Origin of the sequence: Citrobacter sp. Cf072 (assembly GCF_030334485.1) — a bacterium.
GTDB classification, from domain to species: domain Bacteria; phylum Pseudomonadota; class Gammaproteobacteria; order Enterobacterales; family Enterobacteriaceae; genus Citrobacter; species Citrobacter freundii.
Window position 1 is genome coordinate 213,886 of sequence record NZ_JAOWDX010000046.1, and the last position, 13,929, is coordinate 227,814.

Annotated in this window: 11 protein-coding genes and 1 pseudogene; 3 read left to right on the forward strand and 9 right to left on the reverse strand. The window is 52.7% G+C overall.

Annotation, left to right across the window (positions count from 1 at the left end):
* Nucleotides 1-7 precede the first annotated feature (7 nt).
* The 9 genes and pseudogenes from carA to OGX66_RS18200 all read right to left on the reverse strand — a co-directional run bounded on the left by carA (nucleotide 8) and on the right by OGX66_RS18200 (nucleotide 9,607).
* The gene (gene carA / locus OGX66_RS18160; protein WP_003018918.1) at nucleotides 8-1,156 is read right to left on the reverse strand and encodes a glutamine-hydrolyzing carbamoyl-phosphate synthase small subunit; all 1,149 of its coding nucleotides are present in this window, start codon (nucleotides 1,154-1,156) and stop codon (nucleotides 8-10) included.
* A 455-nt stretch (nucleotides 1,157-1,611) separates the two neighbouring features.
* Complete coding sequence (dapB, locus tag OGX66_RS18165; protein WP_003018920.1) at nucleotides 1,612-2,433, reverse strand: 4-hydroxy-tetrahydrodipicolinate reductase; 822 nt, start codon at nucleotides 2,431-2,433, stop codon at nucleotides 1,612-1,614.
* Nucleotides 2,434-2,606: 173 nt separating this feature from the next.
* Complete coding sequence (gene rihC, locus OGX66_RS18170) at nucleotides 2,607-3,521, reverse strand: ribonucleoside hydrolase RihC (RefSeq protein WP_046670915.1); 915 nt, start codon at nucleotides 3,519-3,521, stop codon at nucleotides 2,607-2,609.
* 66 nt (nucleotides 3,522-3,587) lie between these two features.
* Nucleotides 3,588-4,538 carry a 4-hydroxy-3-methylbut-2-enyl diphosphate reductase gene (gene ispH, locus OGX66_RS18175; RefSeq protein ID WP_088902758.1) on the reverse strand — a complete coding sequence of 317 codons (951 nt, stop codon included), beginning with the start codon at nucleotides 4,536-4,538 and terminating at the stop codon, nucleotides 3,588-3,590.
* Between the two features lies 1 nt (nucleotide 4,539).
* Nucleotides 4,540-4,989, reverse strand: coding sequence for an FKBP-type peptidyl-prolyl cis-trans isomerase (gene fkpB / locus OGX66_RS18180; RefSeq protein ID WP_003018929.1), 450 nt, complete (start codon nucleotides 4,987-4,989; stop codon nucleotides 4,540-4,542).
* 117 nt (nucleotides 4,990-5,106) lie between these two features.
* On the reverse strand, nucleotides 5,107-5,604 hold the full coding sequence (gene lspA, locus OGX66_RS18185; RefSeq protein WP_003018932.1) for a signal peptidase II: 498 nt from the start codon (nucleotides 5,602-5,604) through the stop codon (nucleotides 5,107-5,109).
* Nucleotides 5,604-8,420, reverse strand: a complete 2,817-nt coding sequence (gene ileS, locus OGX66_RS18190; RefSeq protein ID WP_016149528.1) for an isoleucine--tRNA ligase — start codon at nucleotides 8,418-8,420, stop codon at nucleotides 5,604-5,606. The genes lspA and ileS overlap by 1 nt, the downstream gene beginning before the upstream one ends.
* 37 nt (nucleotides 8,421-8,457) lie before the next feature.
* Nucleotides 8,458-9,396, reverse strand: coding sequence for a bifunctional riboflavin kinase/FAD synthetase (ribF, locus tag OGX66_RS18195; RefSeq protein WP_003845657.1), 939 nt, complete (start codon nucleotides 9,394-9,396; stop codon nucleotides 8,458-8,460).
* 7 nt (nucleotides 9,397-9,403) lie between these two features.
* Nucleotides 9,404-9,607 (reverse strand): annotated as a pseudogene (locus OGX66_RS18200) (DUF2575 domain-containing protein).
* 117 nt (nucleotides 9,608-9,724) lie between these two features.
* Between OGX66_RS18200 and rpsT the strand changes: the two are divergent.
* The 3 genes from rpsT to OGX66_RS18215 all read left to right on the forward strand — a co-directional run bounded on the left by rpsT (nucleotide 9,725) and on the right by OGX66_RS18215 (nucleotide 13,905).
* Entirely contained in the window at nucleotides 9,725-9,988 is a 264-nt protein-coding gene (gene rpsT / locus OGX66_RS18205) for a 30S ribosomal protein S20 (RefSeq protein ID WP_003018940.1), read from the forward strand.
* A gap of 463 nt (nucleotides 9,989-10,451) precedes the next feature.
* Complete coding sequence (locus tag OGX66_RS18210; RefSeq protein ID WP_088903374.1) at nucleotides 10,452-11,825, forward strand: MFS transporter; 1,374 nt, start codon at nucleotides 10,452-10,454, stop codon at nucleotides 11,823-11,825.
* A 40-nt stretch (nucleotides 11,826-11,865) separates the two neighbouring features.
* Entirely contained in the window at nucleotides 11,866-13,905 is a 2,040-nt protein-coding gene (locus tag OGX66_RS18215) for a glycoside hydrolase family 31 protein (RefSeq protein WP_103798170.1), read from the forward strand.
* The last annotated feature ends 24 nt before the right edge of the window (nucleotides 13,906-13,929 follow it).

Genomic DNA, 13,929 nt, shown 5'->3' on the forward strand with positions numbered 1-13,929 from the left:
CTCCTGATTATTTCGCGGACTGACGGTATTGCTCAATTAACTCGATAAAGTGGTCGAACAGCGGTGCAGCGTCGTGCGGCCCCGGACTCGCTTCAGGGTGCCCCTGGAAGCTGAATGCCGGTTTGTCGGTACGATGAATCCCCTGCAAAGTGCCGTCGAACAGTGACTTGTGGGTCACGCGCAGGTTGGCAGGCATGGAGGCTTCATCTACAGCAAAACCGTGGTTCTGCGCGGTGATCATCACGGTGTTGTTATCAATATCTTTTACCGGATGGTTGCCGCCGTGGTGGCCAAACTTCATCTTAATGGTCTTCGCACCGCTCGCCAGCGCCAACAGCTGATGGCCGAGGCAGATGCCAAATACCGGAATATCGGTTTCGAGGAATTTCTGAATCGCGGTAATCGCGTAGTCGCACGGCGCCGGGTCGCCAGGGCCGTTGGACAGGAAGATACCGTCCGGATTCATCTTCAGAACGTCTTCTGCTGAGGTTTTCGCCGGTACAACCGTCAGGCGGCAGCCGCGGTCCGCTAACATACGCAGAATGTTACGTTTAGCGCCGAAATCGTAAGCCACAACGTGGAACGGCAGTTCATCGGCAGATTTTGCTTCCGGCAGGTCACCCGCCAGCGTCCAGCTACCCTGCGTCCAGCTATAAGGCTCCGCGGTGGTCACTTCTTTCGCCAGATCCATACCGTTCAGGCCAGGGAAAGCTTTTGCCTTTTCCAGTGCCAGCGCCGCATCCGGGTTATCGCCCGCGATGATGCAGCCGTTCTGTGCGCCCTTTTCACGCAGCAAACGCGTCAGCTTACGAGTATCGATATCAGCAATCGCCACAATGTTATGGCGCTTCAGGTAAGAAGAGAGGTCTTCGGTATCGCGGAAGTTGCTGGCAATCAGCGGCAGGTCGCGGATGACCAGGCCTTGCGCATGTACCTGTGAAGATTCTGCATCGGCTTCATTGGTGCCGACATTACCGATATGAGGATAAGTAAGAGTGACGATTTGGCGGGAATAGGAAGGATCAGTGAGGATTTCTTGATAACCGGTCATTGAAGTATTGAAAACGACTTCCCCAACCGCCGAACCTGTTGCCCCTATGGCCCGACCGTGAAACTGGGTTCCGTCTTCCAGAACCAATAGCGCTGACTTAATCAAAACACCCTCCAGAGAATATTCACTCACTTTATTTGCATATTAATTCATTAACACCTCATGAATCAATGCAAATTTGCTTACCTATGGATTTCTGGCAAACGGCGGCATTCTAGAGATAGCCCACGTAAAAGTCTACCCAAAAGGGTAATTTTTATTATTATTTTGCGCCACTGGGATAAATCACACGATTTAACAGGCAAAAAGATCAGCTAACTTGTGGTGGAAAACGCTTGCGGTAGGCAAAGAGTGTAAAAAAAGAATGCGGGAGAGAAAAAAGTGGACCATTTGGTCAAAATTTACATTGAGGTAACATAAAAACCCAACAAAACATATACAAAAACTCATTTAAAAGAAAAAATATATTCAAAAGATAAAAATTAAAGGGCAATAAAATATTGCCCCATGCAATCAAATAATTATGATTACAATAACCACATCACGAAGGGTAGTAAAAGCTATAAATTACGTAAATCAAGCACATCTTTCATATCAAAAAGACCATTTGACTTTGATTTTAGCCAAATTGCCGATCTCACCGCGCCGTTCGCAAAAGTCATGCGGCTGGACGCTTTATGCGTGATCTCAATACGCTCGCCAATATCAGCAAACATCGCGGTATGCTCACCAACGATATCCCCCGCCCGCACCGTGGCAAAGCCGATCGTGCCCGGTACGCGCTCGCCGGTGTAACCTTCACGCGAATAGACTGCGCAGTCTTTCAGATCTTTATCCAGCGCCCCGGCAATCGCCTCGCCCATCGCCAGCGCAGTGCCTGACGGCGCATCAACTTTATGACGGTGGTGGGCTTCAATAATCTCAATATCGGTGTAATCGCCCATCACTTTCGCCGCTTTCTCCAGCAGCTTAAGCATAACGTTCACGCCGACGCTAAAGTTCGCGGCGAAAACGATAGCAATCTCCTGCGCGGCATCACGAATAGCCTGTTTACCCGCGTCATCAAAGCCGGTGGTGCCAATCACCATCCCTTTACCGTGCTGGCGGCAAAACGCCAGATGCGTCAGCGTGCCTTCCGGGCGGGTAAAATCGATGAAAACATCGAAATCATCTTTCACCGCTTCAAGGCTACTTTGTACGGTAACGCCCGTTTTCCCGGCTCCCGCTAACTCTCCGGCATCGCTTCCTAATAAGGAGGAACCTTCGCGCTCCAGCGCCGCGCCCAGCTGTACGCCTTCCATGCCGAGAGTGGCCTGAATCAACTGACGCCCCATGCGTCCTCCGGCTCCCGCGATGGCAACGCGGATTTGTGCATCATGCATAGCTATTCTCTTTTGTTAATTTTACGTAAATCGTTTTCAGATTAACCAGCGCAACGCTGCACCGCCAGCCGAAAACGTCGATAATTAGAATTTAATGATAAACAGGCAGAGATATCAGTAAAAGGCATGACGCCACGGAAAAAGCAGCGTCATCGGGTTATAAAGCGCGGAGATCAAGGGGCCAGTGTCAGCACCTCTGCCACCCACTGCTGGAAACCTTCAACGTTCAGACCCAGCGCAACCTGCGCATTTGCTGGATGCCCCAGACGTCCTTCGATATCCACCACCGTCGTACCTGAGGTATATTCGCCCTGGGTTTCAACCGCCACGAAACACGACTGCAGGGTAAACAGTTCCGGGCGCACCAGCCAGGCAATGGCACACAGATCGTGCATTCGCAGCCCCGTATTCATACTGCCGCTACGGTAATGGCTAAACAGCGCGTGCAGCATTTTTCCCGTCTGGTTAAGCTGGGGGAGCGTCGCCAGATAGTCCGGGGCGAGCATGGCCTGGTTAGTAACATCCAGCCCACACATCACAATATCCAGCCCGCTCTGGAAGACTTTTGCGGCAGCCTCGGGATCGATAGCAATATTAAACTCGGCGTTGGGTGTGAAGTTCCCGCGCCCGGCAGAGCCGCCCATAATCACCAGACGGTGAATGTTGAATACGCATTCAGGATAATGGGTCAGCAGCAGCGCAATGTTGGTCAGCGGGCCAATTGCCACCAGCGTCACGGGCTGCGGGGCATGCATCAGCGCATCGCGAATCGCCTGGAAGGCGGGTTTTGCCATCGCCTGGCGGTCGTGTTCGACAAATTCATACCCTTCCATACCGGACTCGCCGTGCACGGAAGCGGCATCACGCAGCGGCCGCACCAGCGGCATCGATGCTCCCTGCGCCAGTGGAACATCCGCATTCCAGAAGTGCAGCAGTTGCAACGCATTACGGGTGGTTTTTTCCACCGACACATTGCCTGCTACCGTGGTCATCAGTTGCAGATCCAGCTCAGGGGCAAACAGCGCGGCGGCAATGGCGGCGGCATCATCAATGCCGGGATCGGTATCAAGAATGATCGGTAAGCGCATGGTTTCTCCATAAAAAAATGCCAGACGTTAAGTCTGGCATCTTCTCATAATCGTAACCGGAAAGACTTACTCTACTTCACGAACATCCACACGCAGCTCTTTCGGCACTTCGAAAACGATGTTCTCTTCGCGGCCTTCCAGCGGAATAGCTTCCTCACCGCCAAGCTCCTGCAGGCGAGCAATCACGTTTTGCACCAGGATATCCGGCGCCGAGGCTCCGGCCGTCACGCCTACGCACTTCGCCTCTTTCACCCACGCTTCCTGGATGTCGGTCGCATCGTCAATCAAATACGCCGCTTTCCCCATTCGCTGTGCCAGTTCAGCCAGACGGTTGGAGTTAGAGGAGTTCTTCGAGCCGACCACCAGCACAACATCAGCCAGTTCCGCCAGCGCGCGAACCGCTTCCTGACGGTTGGTGGTGGCATAACAGATATCGTCTTTACGCGGTCCGACAATTTTCGGGAAGCGTTGACGCAAAGCATCAATAACGTCAGAAGTATCGTCAACGGAGAGCGTGGTCTGCGTCATGAAGGATAATTTGCCTTCATTTTTCACATTCAGTTTCAGCACATCATCTGGTGATTCAACCAGATACATTCCGCCTTGCGGGTTGCTGTACTGGCCCATCGTGCCTTCGACTTCCGGGTGTCCGGCGTGACCAATCAGAATGGATTCTTCGCCACGACGGCTGGCGCGGGCAACTTCCATATGCACTTTCGTGACTAGCGGACAGGTTGCATCAAAAACCGTGAGGTCGCGGCCTTTGGCTTCGTTACGCACCGCCTGAGACACGCCATGAGCGGAGAAAATCAGGATCGCGCCATCCGGCACTTCGCTGATTTGCTCGATAAAAATAGCGCCGCGCTCGCGCAGGCTATCCACCACATAACGGTTATGTACCACTTCATGACGGACATAAATCGGTGCGCCGTAAATAGCCAACGCGTTTTCGACAATGCTGATAGCGCGGTCTACGCCAGCGCAAAAACCGCGCGGGTTGGCCAACAGGATCTGCATTTTACGCCTCCAGTGCCGGTTCGACTTCCAGCACTTCAATATCAAAATGAACGGTATGCCCAGCCAGCGGATGGTTGAAATCAACCGTGATCGAGTCACCGTTGATTTCACGGATCACGCCAGGCATCTCACTGCCGTCCATTGCGGTAAAGAGCATGATTGCGCCAATTTCTGGCTCGCCCGCGTCCATAAATTCCCGACGCGAGAAATACTGAATTAAGTCCGGACTTGATACGCCAAAGGCGGCATCCGGCTCCAGAGCAAAGGTGGTTTTATCGCCTTCTTTTAGCCCCAGCAGGTGTTGCTCCAGTCCTTCAGACAGAGAACCGTCGCCCAGGCGAAACAGCGCAGGCTTGCCGTTATTGCGGGTTGACTCTGCGGTGGAGCCATCGTCGAGCTTAAGGGTGAAGTGCACCAGCACCGCACTGTTACTCTGTACTGATTTAGACATGCAGGTTGCTCTTTAAAATTGCTGCCGCCTGTCTGCCCGGTGGCGCTACGCTTACCGGGCCTACAAGGATCACAGTAAATTGTAGGCCGGATTAGCATAGCGCCATCCGGCATTTTTTTATGCGGCTTTTTTCTCTTTCGACGGCAGGAAGCCTTCGAGAACAATCAATGCCGCCCCGATACAGATAGCTGTATCGGCCAGATTGAAGGTCGCGAAATGCCAGTCGCCGACGTAAAAGTCAATCATATCAACCACGAAGCCGTGCCACAGGCGGTCAAACAAGTTGCCCAGCGCACCGCCAATGATTAACGCATACGCGATGTTGTTCAGCTTCTGCGTCGCCTTCGAGCGATACATCATCACCATCAGGATGACGCAAATACCGATAGCGATACCGGCAAAGAACCAACGTTGCCAGCCGCCGCTGTCAGCTAAGAAGCTAAACGCCGCACCATAGTTACGCGCGTAGTGCAGATTAAGCGACGGAAACAGCGACACCGTATCCCCCAGAGCAAAGTTCTGGAGGATCAGGTACTTGCTGCCTAAATCGATAATCAGCACGACTACCACCAGCCACAGCCAGCGTAGTCCTGTTGAACAAAGAGGCTTACTCATCAGGCAAACTTACGTTGTTCGCCATCACCGGCGATGTTGCTGACACAGCGTCCGCAGATATCTGCATGTTCCGCCACCTGGCCGACGTCGGTAGTGTAATGCCAGCAGCGCGGGCATTTCTCACCTTCAGCTTTGCTCAGTACGATTTTCAGACCTTTGAGCAGTTCGCTCTGCTGAGCATCAGCAGGAGCAGCCGCATAATCCGCAACCGTCGCACCAGAGGTCAGCAGTACAAAACGCAACTCTTCACCCAGCGCGGTCAGTTTCGCCGCCAGCTCAGGTTCAGCGTACAGGGTCACTGCCGCTTCCAGAGAACCGCCGACTTTCTTATCCGCACGCGCCTGCTCGATAACCTTGTTCACTTCGCCGCGCACTTTCAGCAGCTCGTCCCAGTAGGCATCGTTCATCGCTTCGGTTTCACCTAAGCCAAACAGACCTTCGTACCATTCACCGGTAAAGACGTACTTCTCACGATCGCCCGGCAGGTAGCCCCAGATTTCATCGGCGGTGAAGGACATGATCGGCGCCATCCAACGAACCAGCGCTTCTGCAATATGGAACAGCGCAGTCTGGCAGCTACGACGCGCCACGCTGTCCGCTTTCGCGGTGTACTGACGGTCTTTGATGATGTCGAGGTAGAACGAACCCATTTCTACGGAGCAGAAGCGCATCAGGCGCTGTACCACTTCGTGGAAGTCATAGGCTTCATAGGCTTTCAGGATTTCGTCCTGCGCCGCTTGCGCACAACCTACCGCCCAACGATCCAGCACCACCATCTCTTCCGGTTTCACCATGTCTTTAACCGGATCGAACCCGTTCAGGTTCGCCAGCAGGAAGCGCGCGGTGTTACGGATACGACGATAGCTGTCGGCAGCACGTTTCAGGATTTCGTCAGAAACGGCCATTTCGCCAGTATAGTCGGTAGAAGCAACCCACAGACGCAGAATATCCGCGCCGAGTTTGTTCATCACGTCCTGCGGAGAAACGGTGTTACCGATAGATTTGGACATCTTACGGCCCTGACCATCAACGGTGAAACCGTGGGTCAGTACCTGGCGATAAGGTGCTTTGCCTTTCATGGCGGTGGAGATCATCAGGGAAGACATGAACCAGCCACGGTGCTGGTCAGAACCTTCCAGATACATATCTGCCGCATGGCCCGCAAACTCAGGACGCACATCCACGACGGATGAGTGGGTTGAACCGGAGTCGAACCACACGTCCAGCGTATCCGGGACTTTGACATACTGGTCAGCTTCGTCGCCGAGGATATCTTTCGGATCGAGATCCCACCACGCCTGGATGCCGTCAACTTCAACGCGTTTAGCCACTTCTTCCATCAGTTCGATAGCGCGCGGATGCAGCTCTTCGGTGTCTTTGTGAACAAACAGAGACATCGGCACACCCCACGTACGCTGACGGGAGATACACCAGTCAGGACGGTTGGCAACCATCGATTCAATACGCGCCTGGCCCCAGTCCGGGATCCACTGTACGCCTTTGATCTCTTTCAGCGACTGCGCGCGCAGGCCTTTCTGATCCATGCTGACGAACCACTGCGGGGTCGCACGGAAGATGATCGGTGACTTGTGACGCCAGCAGCATGGGTAGCTGTGCTGCATCTTCTCAACGTGCAGCAGCGCGCCTTTTTCGCTCAGCAGCGCAACGATTTTGTCGTTGGCTTTAAAGACGTTCACACCGTCCAGATCCGGATAGGTACCCGCCAGGTATGCGCCGTCCGGGCCAACCGGGTTAGCGATTTCCAGACCGTATTTCTGGCTGATGACGTAGTCATCCGGACCGTGACCGCCAGCGGTATGGACCGCACCGGTACCCGCGTCCAGCGTAACGTGATCGCCAAGGATAGCCGGCACGTCAAAGCCCATAAACGGATGGGTAAAGCGCAGCAGTTCCAGCTCAGCGCCTTTCACTGTGCCGAGAATGGTGTATTCAGCCGCGCCAATACGCTGCATGACGCTTTCAACCAGATCTTTCGCCAGAATCACAGCCTGGCCGTCAATCTGCACCAGCGCATAGTCAAAATCAGGTGCCAGAGAGATTGCGCGGTTCGCCGGTAACGTCCACGGGGTGGTAGTCCAGATAACCAGTGAGATCGGGCCGTTGACGTCAGAAACGCCAAACTTCGCTTTCACCGCATCCTGATCGGCAGCGTGGAACGCCACGTCGATGGACGGGGAGGTTTTGTCATAATACTCAACTTCCGCTTCCGCCAGCGCGGAACGGCAGTCAACGCACCAGTGCACCGGCTTCGCACCTTTATGCAGATGGCCGTTGCCAATGATTTTACCCAGCGCGCGAATGATATTGGCTTCGGTTTTGAAGTCCATGGTCAGGTACGGATGCGACCAGTCGCCCAGTACGCCAAGACGGATAAAGTCTTTACGCTGACCGTCAACCTGCGTAGCAGCGTATTCACGGCACTTGGCGCGGAACTCAGCAGCGGTGAACTTCTCGCCCGGCTTGCCGTATTCCTGCTCTACTTTCAGCTCGATCGGCAGACCGTGGCAGTCCCAGCCCGGAACGTACGGCGAGTCATAGCCCGTGAGTCCTTTGGACTTCACGATAATGTCTTTCAGAATCTTGTTAACCGAGTGACCAATATGAATGCTGCCATTCGCATAAGGAGGGCCATCATGCAGAATGAAGGTTTTTTTGCCTTTTTTGGCCGCACGAATGATGCCGTACAGGTCATCATCAGTCCAACGCGCCAGCATTCCCGGTTCGCGCTTGGCGAGATCGCCGCGCATCGGGAACCCTGTTTCCGGCAAATTCAGGGTTGATTTATAGTCACTCATCAGATTCTCGGTTCCGTATTTAAAACTCGTATAGGCATTAAGCCGGTTTTGTTAGCCCAAAAAATTCACGGGCAGTCAACTCATCACGCGCAATCTGCGCTTTTAGTTCATCCAGCGAGGCAAATCGCTGTTCGCTGCGTATTTTTTTACGCAGTACTACATCTATATGGCGACCATACAGGTCCATTACAACGTCCAATAGATGCACTTCCAACTGCTGGCGTACGCCTGCTACCGTCGGGCGGGTGCCGATGTTGGCGACGCCGGGCAACGGTTTGTCACCCAGTCCCATCACTTCAACCGCATAAACACCTTTCACCGGAGAAACCTGACGACGAAGCGGTAAGTTTGCCGTCGGAAAACCGATGGTACGCCCTAACTCATCACCGTGAACGACGCGTCCTGAGATAGTAAAAGGATGCCCAAGCAGGCTTTCGGCCTGTTGCAGGTTATCTTCGGCCAGCGCCTGACGTACTGCGGTGCTGCTGATACGCACACCGCCTTCACAGAAGGTTTGGGTGCTGGTGATATCAAAACCATACTCAGCGCCCGCTTCCTGTAATAACAAGAAATCGCCCGCACGGCTAGCGCCAAAGCGGAAATCATCGCCAACGGCAAGAAATTGTACACCAAGGCGCTTCACCAGCAGGTCGCTGATGAAGGTCTGCGCCGTTAATGCGGCGAAACGCCTGTCAAAACGCACACACAGCACATAGTCCACACCGCATTCGGCCAGATAACGCAGTTTTTCCCGCAGGCGGGTAAGGCGCGCAGGTGACTTGTCCGTCGCAAACAGTTCCAGCGGTTGTGGCTCGAAAATCATTACCACCACCGGTAAATTGCGTTTGCGCCCTTCTTCCCGTAAGCCTTGCAGCAACGCACGGTGGCCACGGTGCACACCGTCGAAATTACCAATAGTCAGCACACACCCATGCGGGGCCTGGCTGAGATTATGTATGCCTCGTATCAGCTTCATGTCTGGCTCAAAACAGTGAAAATCGTGAAAGTATACCCTGTACCGCGGTCAAGGTTAACCGGCGATTGTTTCTACGAAACAGAAAGAGGATGGTTTTCATTGTTATGAAACAAATTGACGCCCTTCACGGGCACACCAATGCAATTTTTCTCGTCGAAAAGCTGTATTCACGCCACGCAAGCTGGTAGAATCCTGCGCCATCACTACGCAACGAGTGCTGGAATTTAAACGGCGCTTATTTGCACAAATCCATTGACAAAAGAAGGCTAAAAGGGCATATTCCTCGGCCTTTGAATTGTCCATATAGAACACATTTGGGAGTTGGACCTTGGCTAATATCAAATCAGCTAAGAAGCGCGCCGTTCAGTCTGAAAAGGCCCGCAAGCACAACGCTAGCCGTCGCTCTATGATGCGTACTTTCATCAAGAAAGTATACGCAGCTATCGAAGCTGGCGACAAAGCTACTGCACTGAAAGCATTTAACGAAATGCAACCAATCGTGGACCGTCAGGCTGCTAAAGGTCTGATCCACAAAAACAAAGCTGCACGTCATAAAGCAAACCTGACTGCACAGATCAACAAACTGGCTTAATCGCCTGCTTGTCGACGCTTTGTGAAAAAACCCGCGCAAGCGGGTTTTTTTATGCCTGCTATCTGGCGTTTTTCTCTTCAGCCACGGATGTTGTTCTCGCTCGCCCACACTCTTCCTGACCAGCCTGTTTTTTCAGCTATCCCTCCCTTAGTTAGTCGCGTCGCGTAATACTTGAAAGTTATTTTCTTTCACTGTTTTCCTTTTTTTATTTCATTATTAAAAAAACTGTGACCACCTTAGCAAATAGAAACATCTCTCATTCAAAAACGAATAAACGCAATCCTGATGTAAGATTTGATAATTGATTGCTGCGGTAGGGTCAACTACTTTCCATGTACACCTTACTCACTCATTTTAATCTGAGGTTAAATTCAGTAACGACATAAAAAATAATATTTAAAACTTGCTTGGAAAGTAAAAGTTGTTTTTCTGGGCGTATCGCACCAATATCGGAGTTATTATTATGAGTTCTGTTATTGAGGATACCCAGTCTTGCGGGTCAGCATCATTATCTTTACTACAGCGTATTAGCTACGGCTCTTTGGATGTGGCAGGTAATCTACTGTACTGTTTCGGCTCAACCTACATCTTATATTTCTACACTGACGTTGCGGGTATTAGTCTCGCCGTAGCAGGTGTCATCCTGCTGTTGGCGCGTATCGTAGATGGTATAGATGCCCCAATCTGGGGTATCATTATCGATAAAACACGTTCACGTTACGGTAAATGTCGTCCCTGGTTCTTATGGCTGCCGCTGCCTTTTGGTGTATTCAGCGCGCTGTCATTTTGGTCTCCAGATATCAGCATGACAGGAAAAGCCATATATGCAGCAATATCCTACATGATTGCCAGCATTTTATTTACCGGACTCAATACACCGCTCAGCGCAATATTACCTCTAATGACTCTGTCCCCTAAGGAACGGCTGATATTAAATTCCTGGAGAATGACCGGGGGACAAATCGGGGTTTTATTAATGAATGCCACAGCATTACCCCTGGTTGCATTTTTAGGTAACGGAAATGATCATGCCGGATTTATTTACACGGCGATTCTGTTTGCTGCGATATCCTGTTCGCTAACGCTTTTCGCCTTTAAAAATATCCGCGAAATGGATGCGGATAAAATACAGCAAGAACCCAAACTGCCGATGAAAAAAAGTTTCACGGCAATGAAAGGTAACTGGCCATGGATCCTGATGGTGCTGGCCAATCTGATCTTCTGGATTGCCCTGCAACAGCGGTCCACAACCATTGTTTATTATCTGACCTACAACCTCGATCGCAAAGACCTGGTTCCGCTGATTAACAGTCTGGCGACGATTCAGATCCTGTTCATCATCGCCATCCCTTTCTTTAGCAAATTCCTGGCTAAAACCTGGATATGGGTAGGAGGCTTGCTGGTCGCCACGTTCGGCGGCGTCTTGATGTGGCTGGCGGCGGACAACATACCTTTCCTCATCGCGGCCTGGGTGCTCGGCAATATCGGTAGCGGAATCGCCTGCTCAATGCCGTTTGCCATGTTGGGCTTTGCCGTCGACTTCGGTGCCTGGAAAACGGGCATCAAGGCCACGGGCATTCTTATCGCCTTCGGCAGTACTTTCTGCATCAAGATGGGCAGTGGTCTGGGTACCGCTTTCGCCGCCTGGATCATGAACAGTTTTGGCTATGTCCCGAACCATGCCCAAAGCGCTGCGGGCCTGGAAGGCATTACCTGGGCCTTTATCTGGGCGCCCGCCCTACTCTTCGCACTCGCGGCGATCCCGCTACTTTTCTTCCGTAAGTACGAAGCAATGGAAGAGACGATTCGCCACGATCTGGAAACCATCACCCAATAACTTTCTTAATCTTTACCCTCAAAATATGGGAGGCACCACCATGCCATTTGTGCAACATGACCCGCGTCGTCTGGTCTGGCAGCAAAACGATCGCTATTTGTGGATTGAACCCTGGGGCGAGAACAGCCTGCGCGTACGCAGTGGTCGTCATCTGCCGGTAATGAGAAATGAAGACTGGGCATTGACTGAGCCAGTCGCAGAAAGCCACTGCCACATCGATTATGAGCACCACCAGGCGACAATGACCAACGGCAAAATTATCGCTATCGTCAATCAAAAAGGACAAGTTACCTTTTACCGTCATCCACACAAACCCCTGTTGCAGGAGTTCTGGCGCCTGCGGGGCGAAATTGGCGAGGATGAATCTTCTCACGGCCAGTACGTCAGCGCACTCAACCTTGAGGGACGCGAATTCCGCCCTATTCAGGGTGGGAAATATTCACTTAAAGCCCGCTTCGAAGCCACCGAAGGGGAAAAAATTTACGGCATGGGCCAATATCAGCAGGCCAATCTGGATCTCAAAGGATGCGTGCTCGAACTGGCCCAGCGCAACTCTCAGGCCTCGGTGCCCTTTATGCTCTCAAGCCTGGGCTACGGATTTTTATGGAACAATCCGGCGGTCGGCCGCGTGACATTCGCCCACAACGTGACCGAGTGGGAAGCTCAAATCAGCGAGCAGCTGGACTACTGGATCACCGCTGGCGATACCCCGGCAGAAATTAGCCGGGCGTATGCGCTCGCCACGGGCACGCCGCCGATGATGCCGGATTACGCCATGGGCTTCTGGCAGTGCAAGTTACGTTATCGCACTCAGGAGGAGTTGCTCGCCGTCGCCCGCGAGTACAAACGGCGCAATCTCCCCATCTCGGTAATCGTGATCGATTTCTTCCACTGGCCAAATCAGGGGGACTGGATGTTCGACTCGCGGGACTGGCCCGATCCCGATGCCATGATCGCCGAGCTAAAATCGCTGGGTATTGAGCTAATGGTCTCCGTCTGGCCAACTGTGGATAGCCGAACCGAGAGCTATCGGGAGATGCGCGAAAACGGCTGGCTGGTGCAAACAGAGCGCGGATTGCCGATTAATATGGATTTCCTCGGCAATACCACTTTCTTTGATGCCACCCATCCCGACGCTCGCGACTACGTCTGGGGTAAAGCAAAACGCAACTATTACGATAAAGGCGTGAAGCTCTTCTGGCTAGACGAAGCCGAGCCGGAGTTCAGCGTTTACGACTACGATAATTATCGCTACCACGCCGGACCGGTGCTGGAAGTGGGCAATATCTACCCGCGAATGTACGCCAAAACCTTTTTTGACGGCATGAAAGCCGATGGCGAAGACCAGGTGATCAACCTGCTGCGCTGCGCCTGGGCCGGAAGTCAGAAATACGGCGCGCTGGTCTGGTCAGGTGATATCCACTCATCGTTTCGTTCTCTGCGCAATCAGTTTGCCGCCGGGATGAACATGGGTATTGCAGGTATCCCGTGGTGGACAACAGATATTGGCGGCTTTCATGGCGGCAATATTCACGACCCACACTTTCATGAGTTGCTGATTCGCTGGTTCCAGTGGGGCGTGTTTAGCCCAGTGATGCGCCTGCACGGCAACCGCGATCCGCAGATTTTACCAGAACATCCTTACCGTGATGGTATTGCCCAGTGTCCGACCGGTGCTGCAAACGAAGTGTGGAGCTATGGTGAAGAGGTGTGCGAAGTGTTGACTGGCTGTCTGACGTTGCGAGAAAAGTTAAGGCCGTACATCAAAGCGGTGATGGCGGAAACACACGAACGCAATGCCCCGGTTATGCGCACCCTGTTTTTTGAATTCCCAGAACAGACAAGGAGTTGGGAGATTACCGACCAGTACTGTTTTGGCCCCGACCTGCTGGTTGCGCCCGTCATGCTTGAAGGTATGCGCGAGCGTGACGTTTGGCTACCGGAAGGTGAAACATGGACGGATCTTGCAACCGGCGAGAGCTATCAGGGAGGACAAACGCTGCGCTATGACGCTCCCCTGAACAGAATTCCGGTATTTATCCGCGAAGGCGGGCAGTATCGTAATATGTTGAAACTGTAGTCACAGTCCGGCTGCGGTTAGTAC

Coding starts and splice junctions, on each gene's coding strand:
- dapB (WP_003018920.1), bottom strand. CDS start 2,433: ATGCATGATGCACAAATCCGCGTTGCCATCGCGGGAGCCGGAGGACGC.
- rihC (WP_046670915.1), bottom strand. CDS start 3,521: ATGCGCTTACCGATCATTCTTGATACCGATCCCGGCATTGATGATGCC.
- ispH (WP_088902758.1), bottom strand. CDS start 4,538: ATGCAGATCCTGTTGGCCAACCCGCGCGGTTTTTGCGCTGGCGTAGAC.
- fkpB (WP_003018929.1), bottom strand. CDS start 4,989: ATGTCTAAATCAGTACAGAGTAACAGTGCGGTGCTGGTGCACTTCACC.
- lspA (WP_003018932.1), bottom strand. CDS start 5,604: ATGAGTAAGCCTCTTTGTTCAACAGGACTACGCTGGCTGTGGCTGGTG.
- ileS (WP_016149528.1), bottom strand. CDS start 8,420: ATGAGTGACTATAAATCAACCCTGAATTTGCCGGAAACAGGGTTCCCG.
- ribF (WP_003845657.1), bottom strand. CDS start 9,396: ATGAAGCTGATACGAGGCATACATAATCTCAGCCAGGCCCCGCATGGG.
- OGX66_RS18210 (WP_088903374.1), top strand. CDS start 10,452: ATGAGTTCTGTTATTGAGGATACCCAGTCTTGCGGGTCAGCATCATTA.
- OGX66_RS18215 (WP_103798170.1), top strand. CDS start 11,866: ATGCCATTTGTGCAACATGACCCGCGTCGTCTGGTCTGGCAGCAAAAC.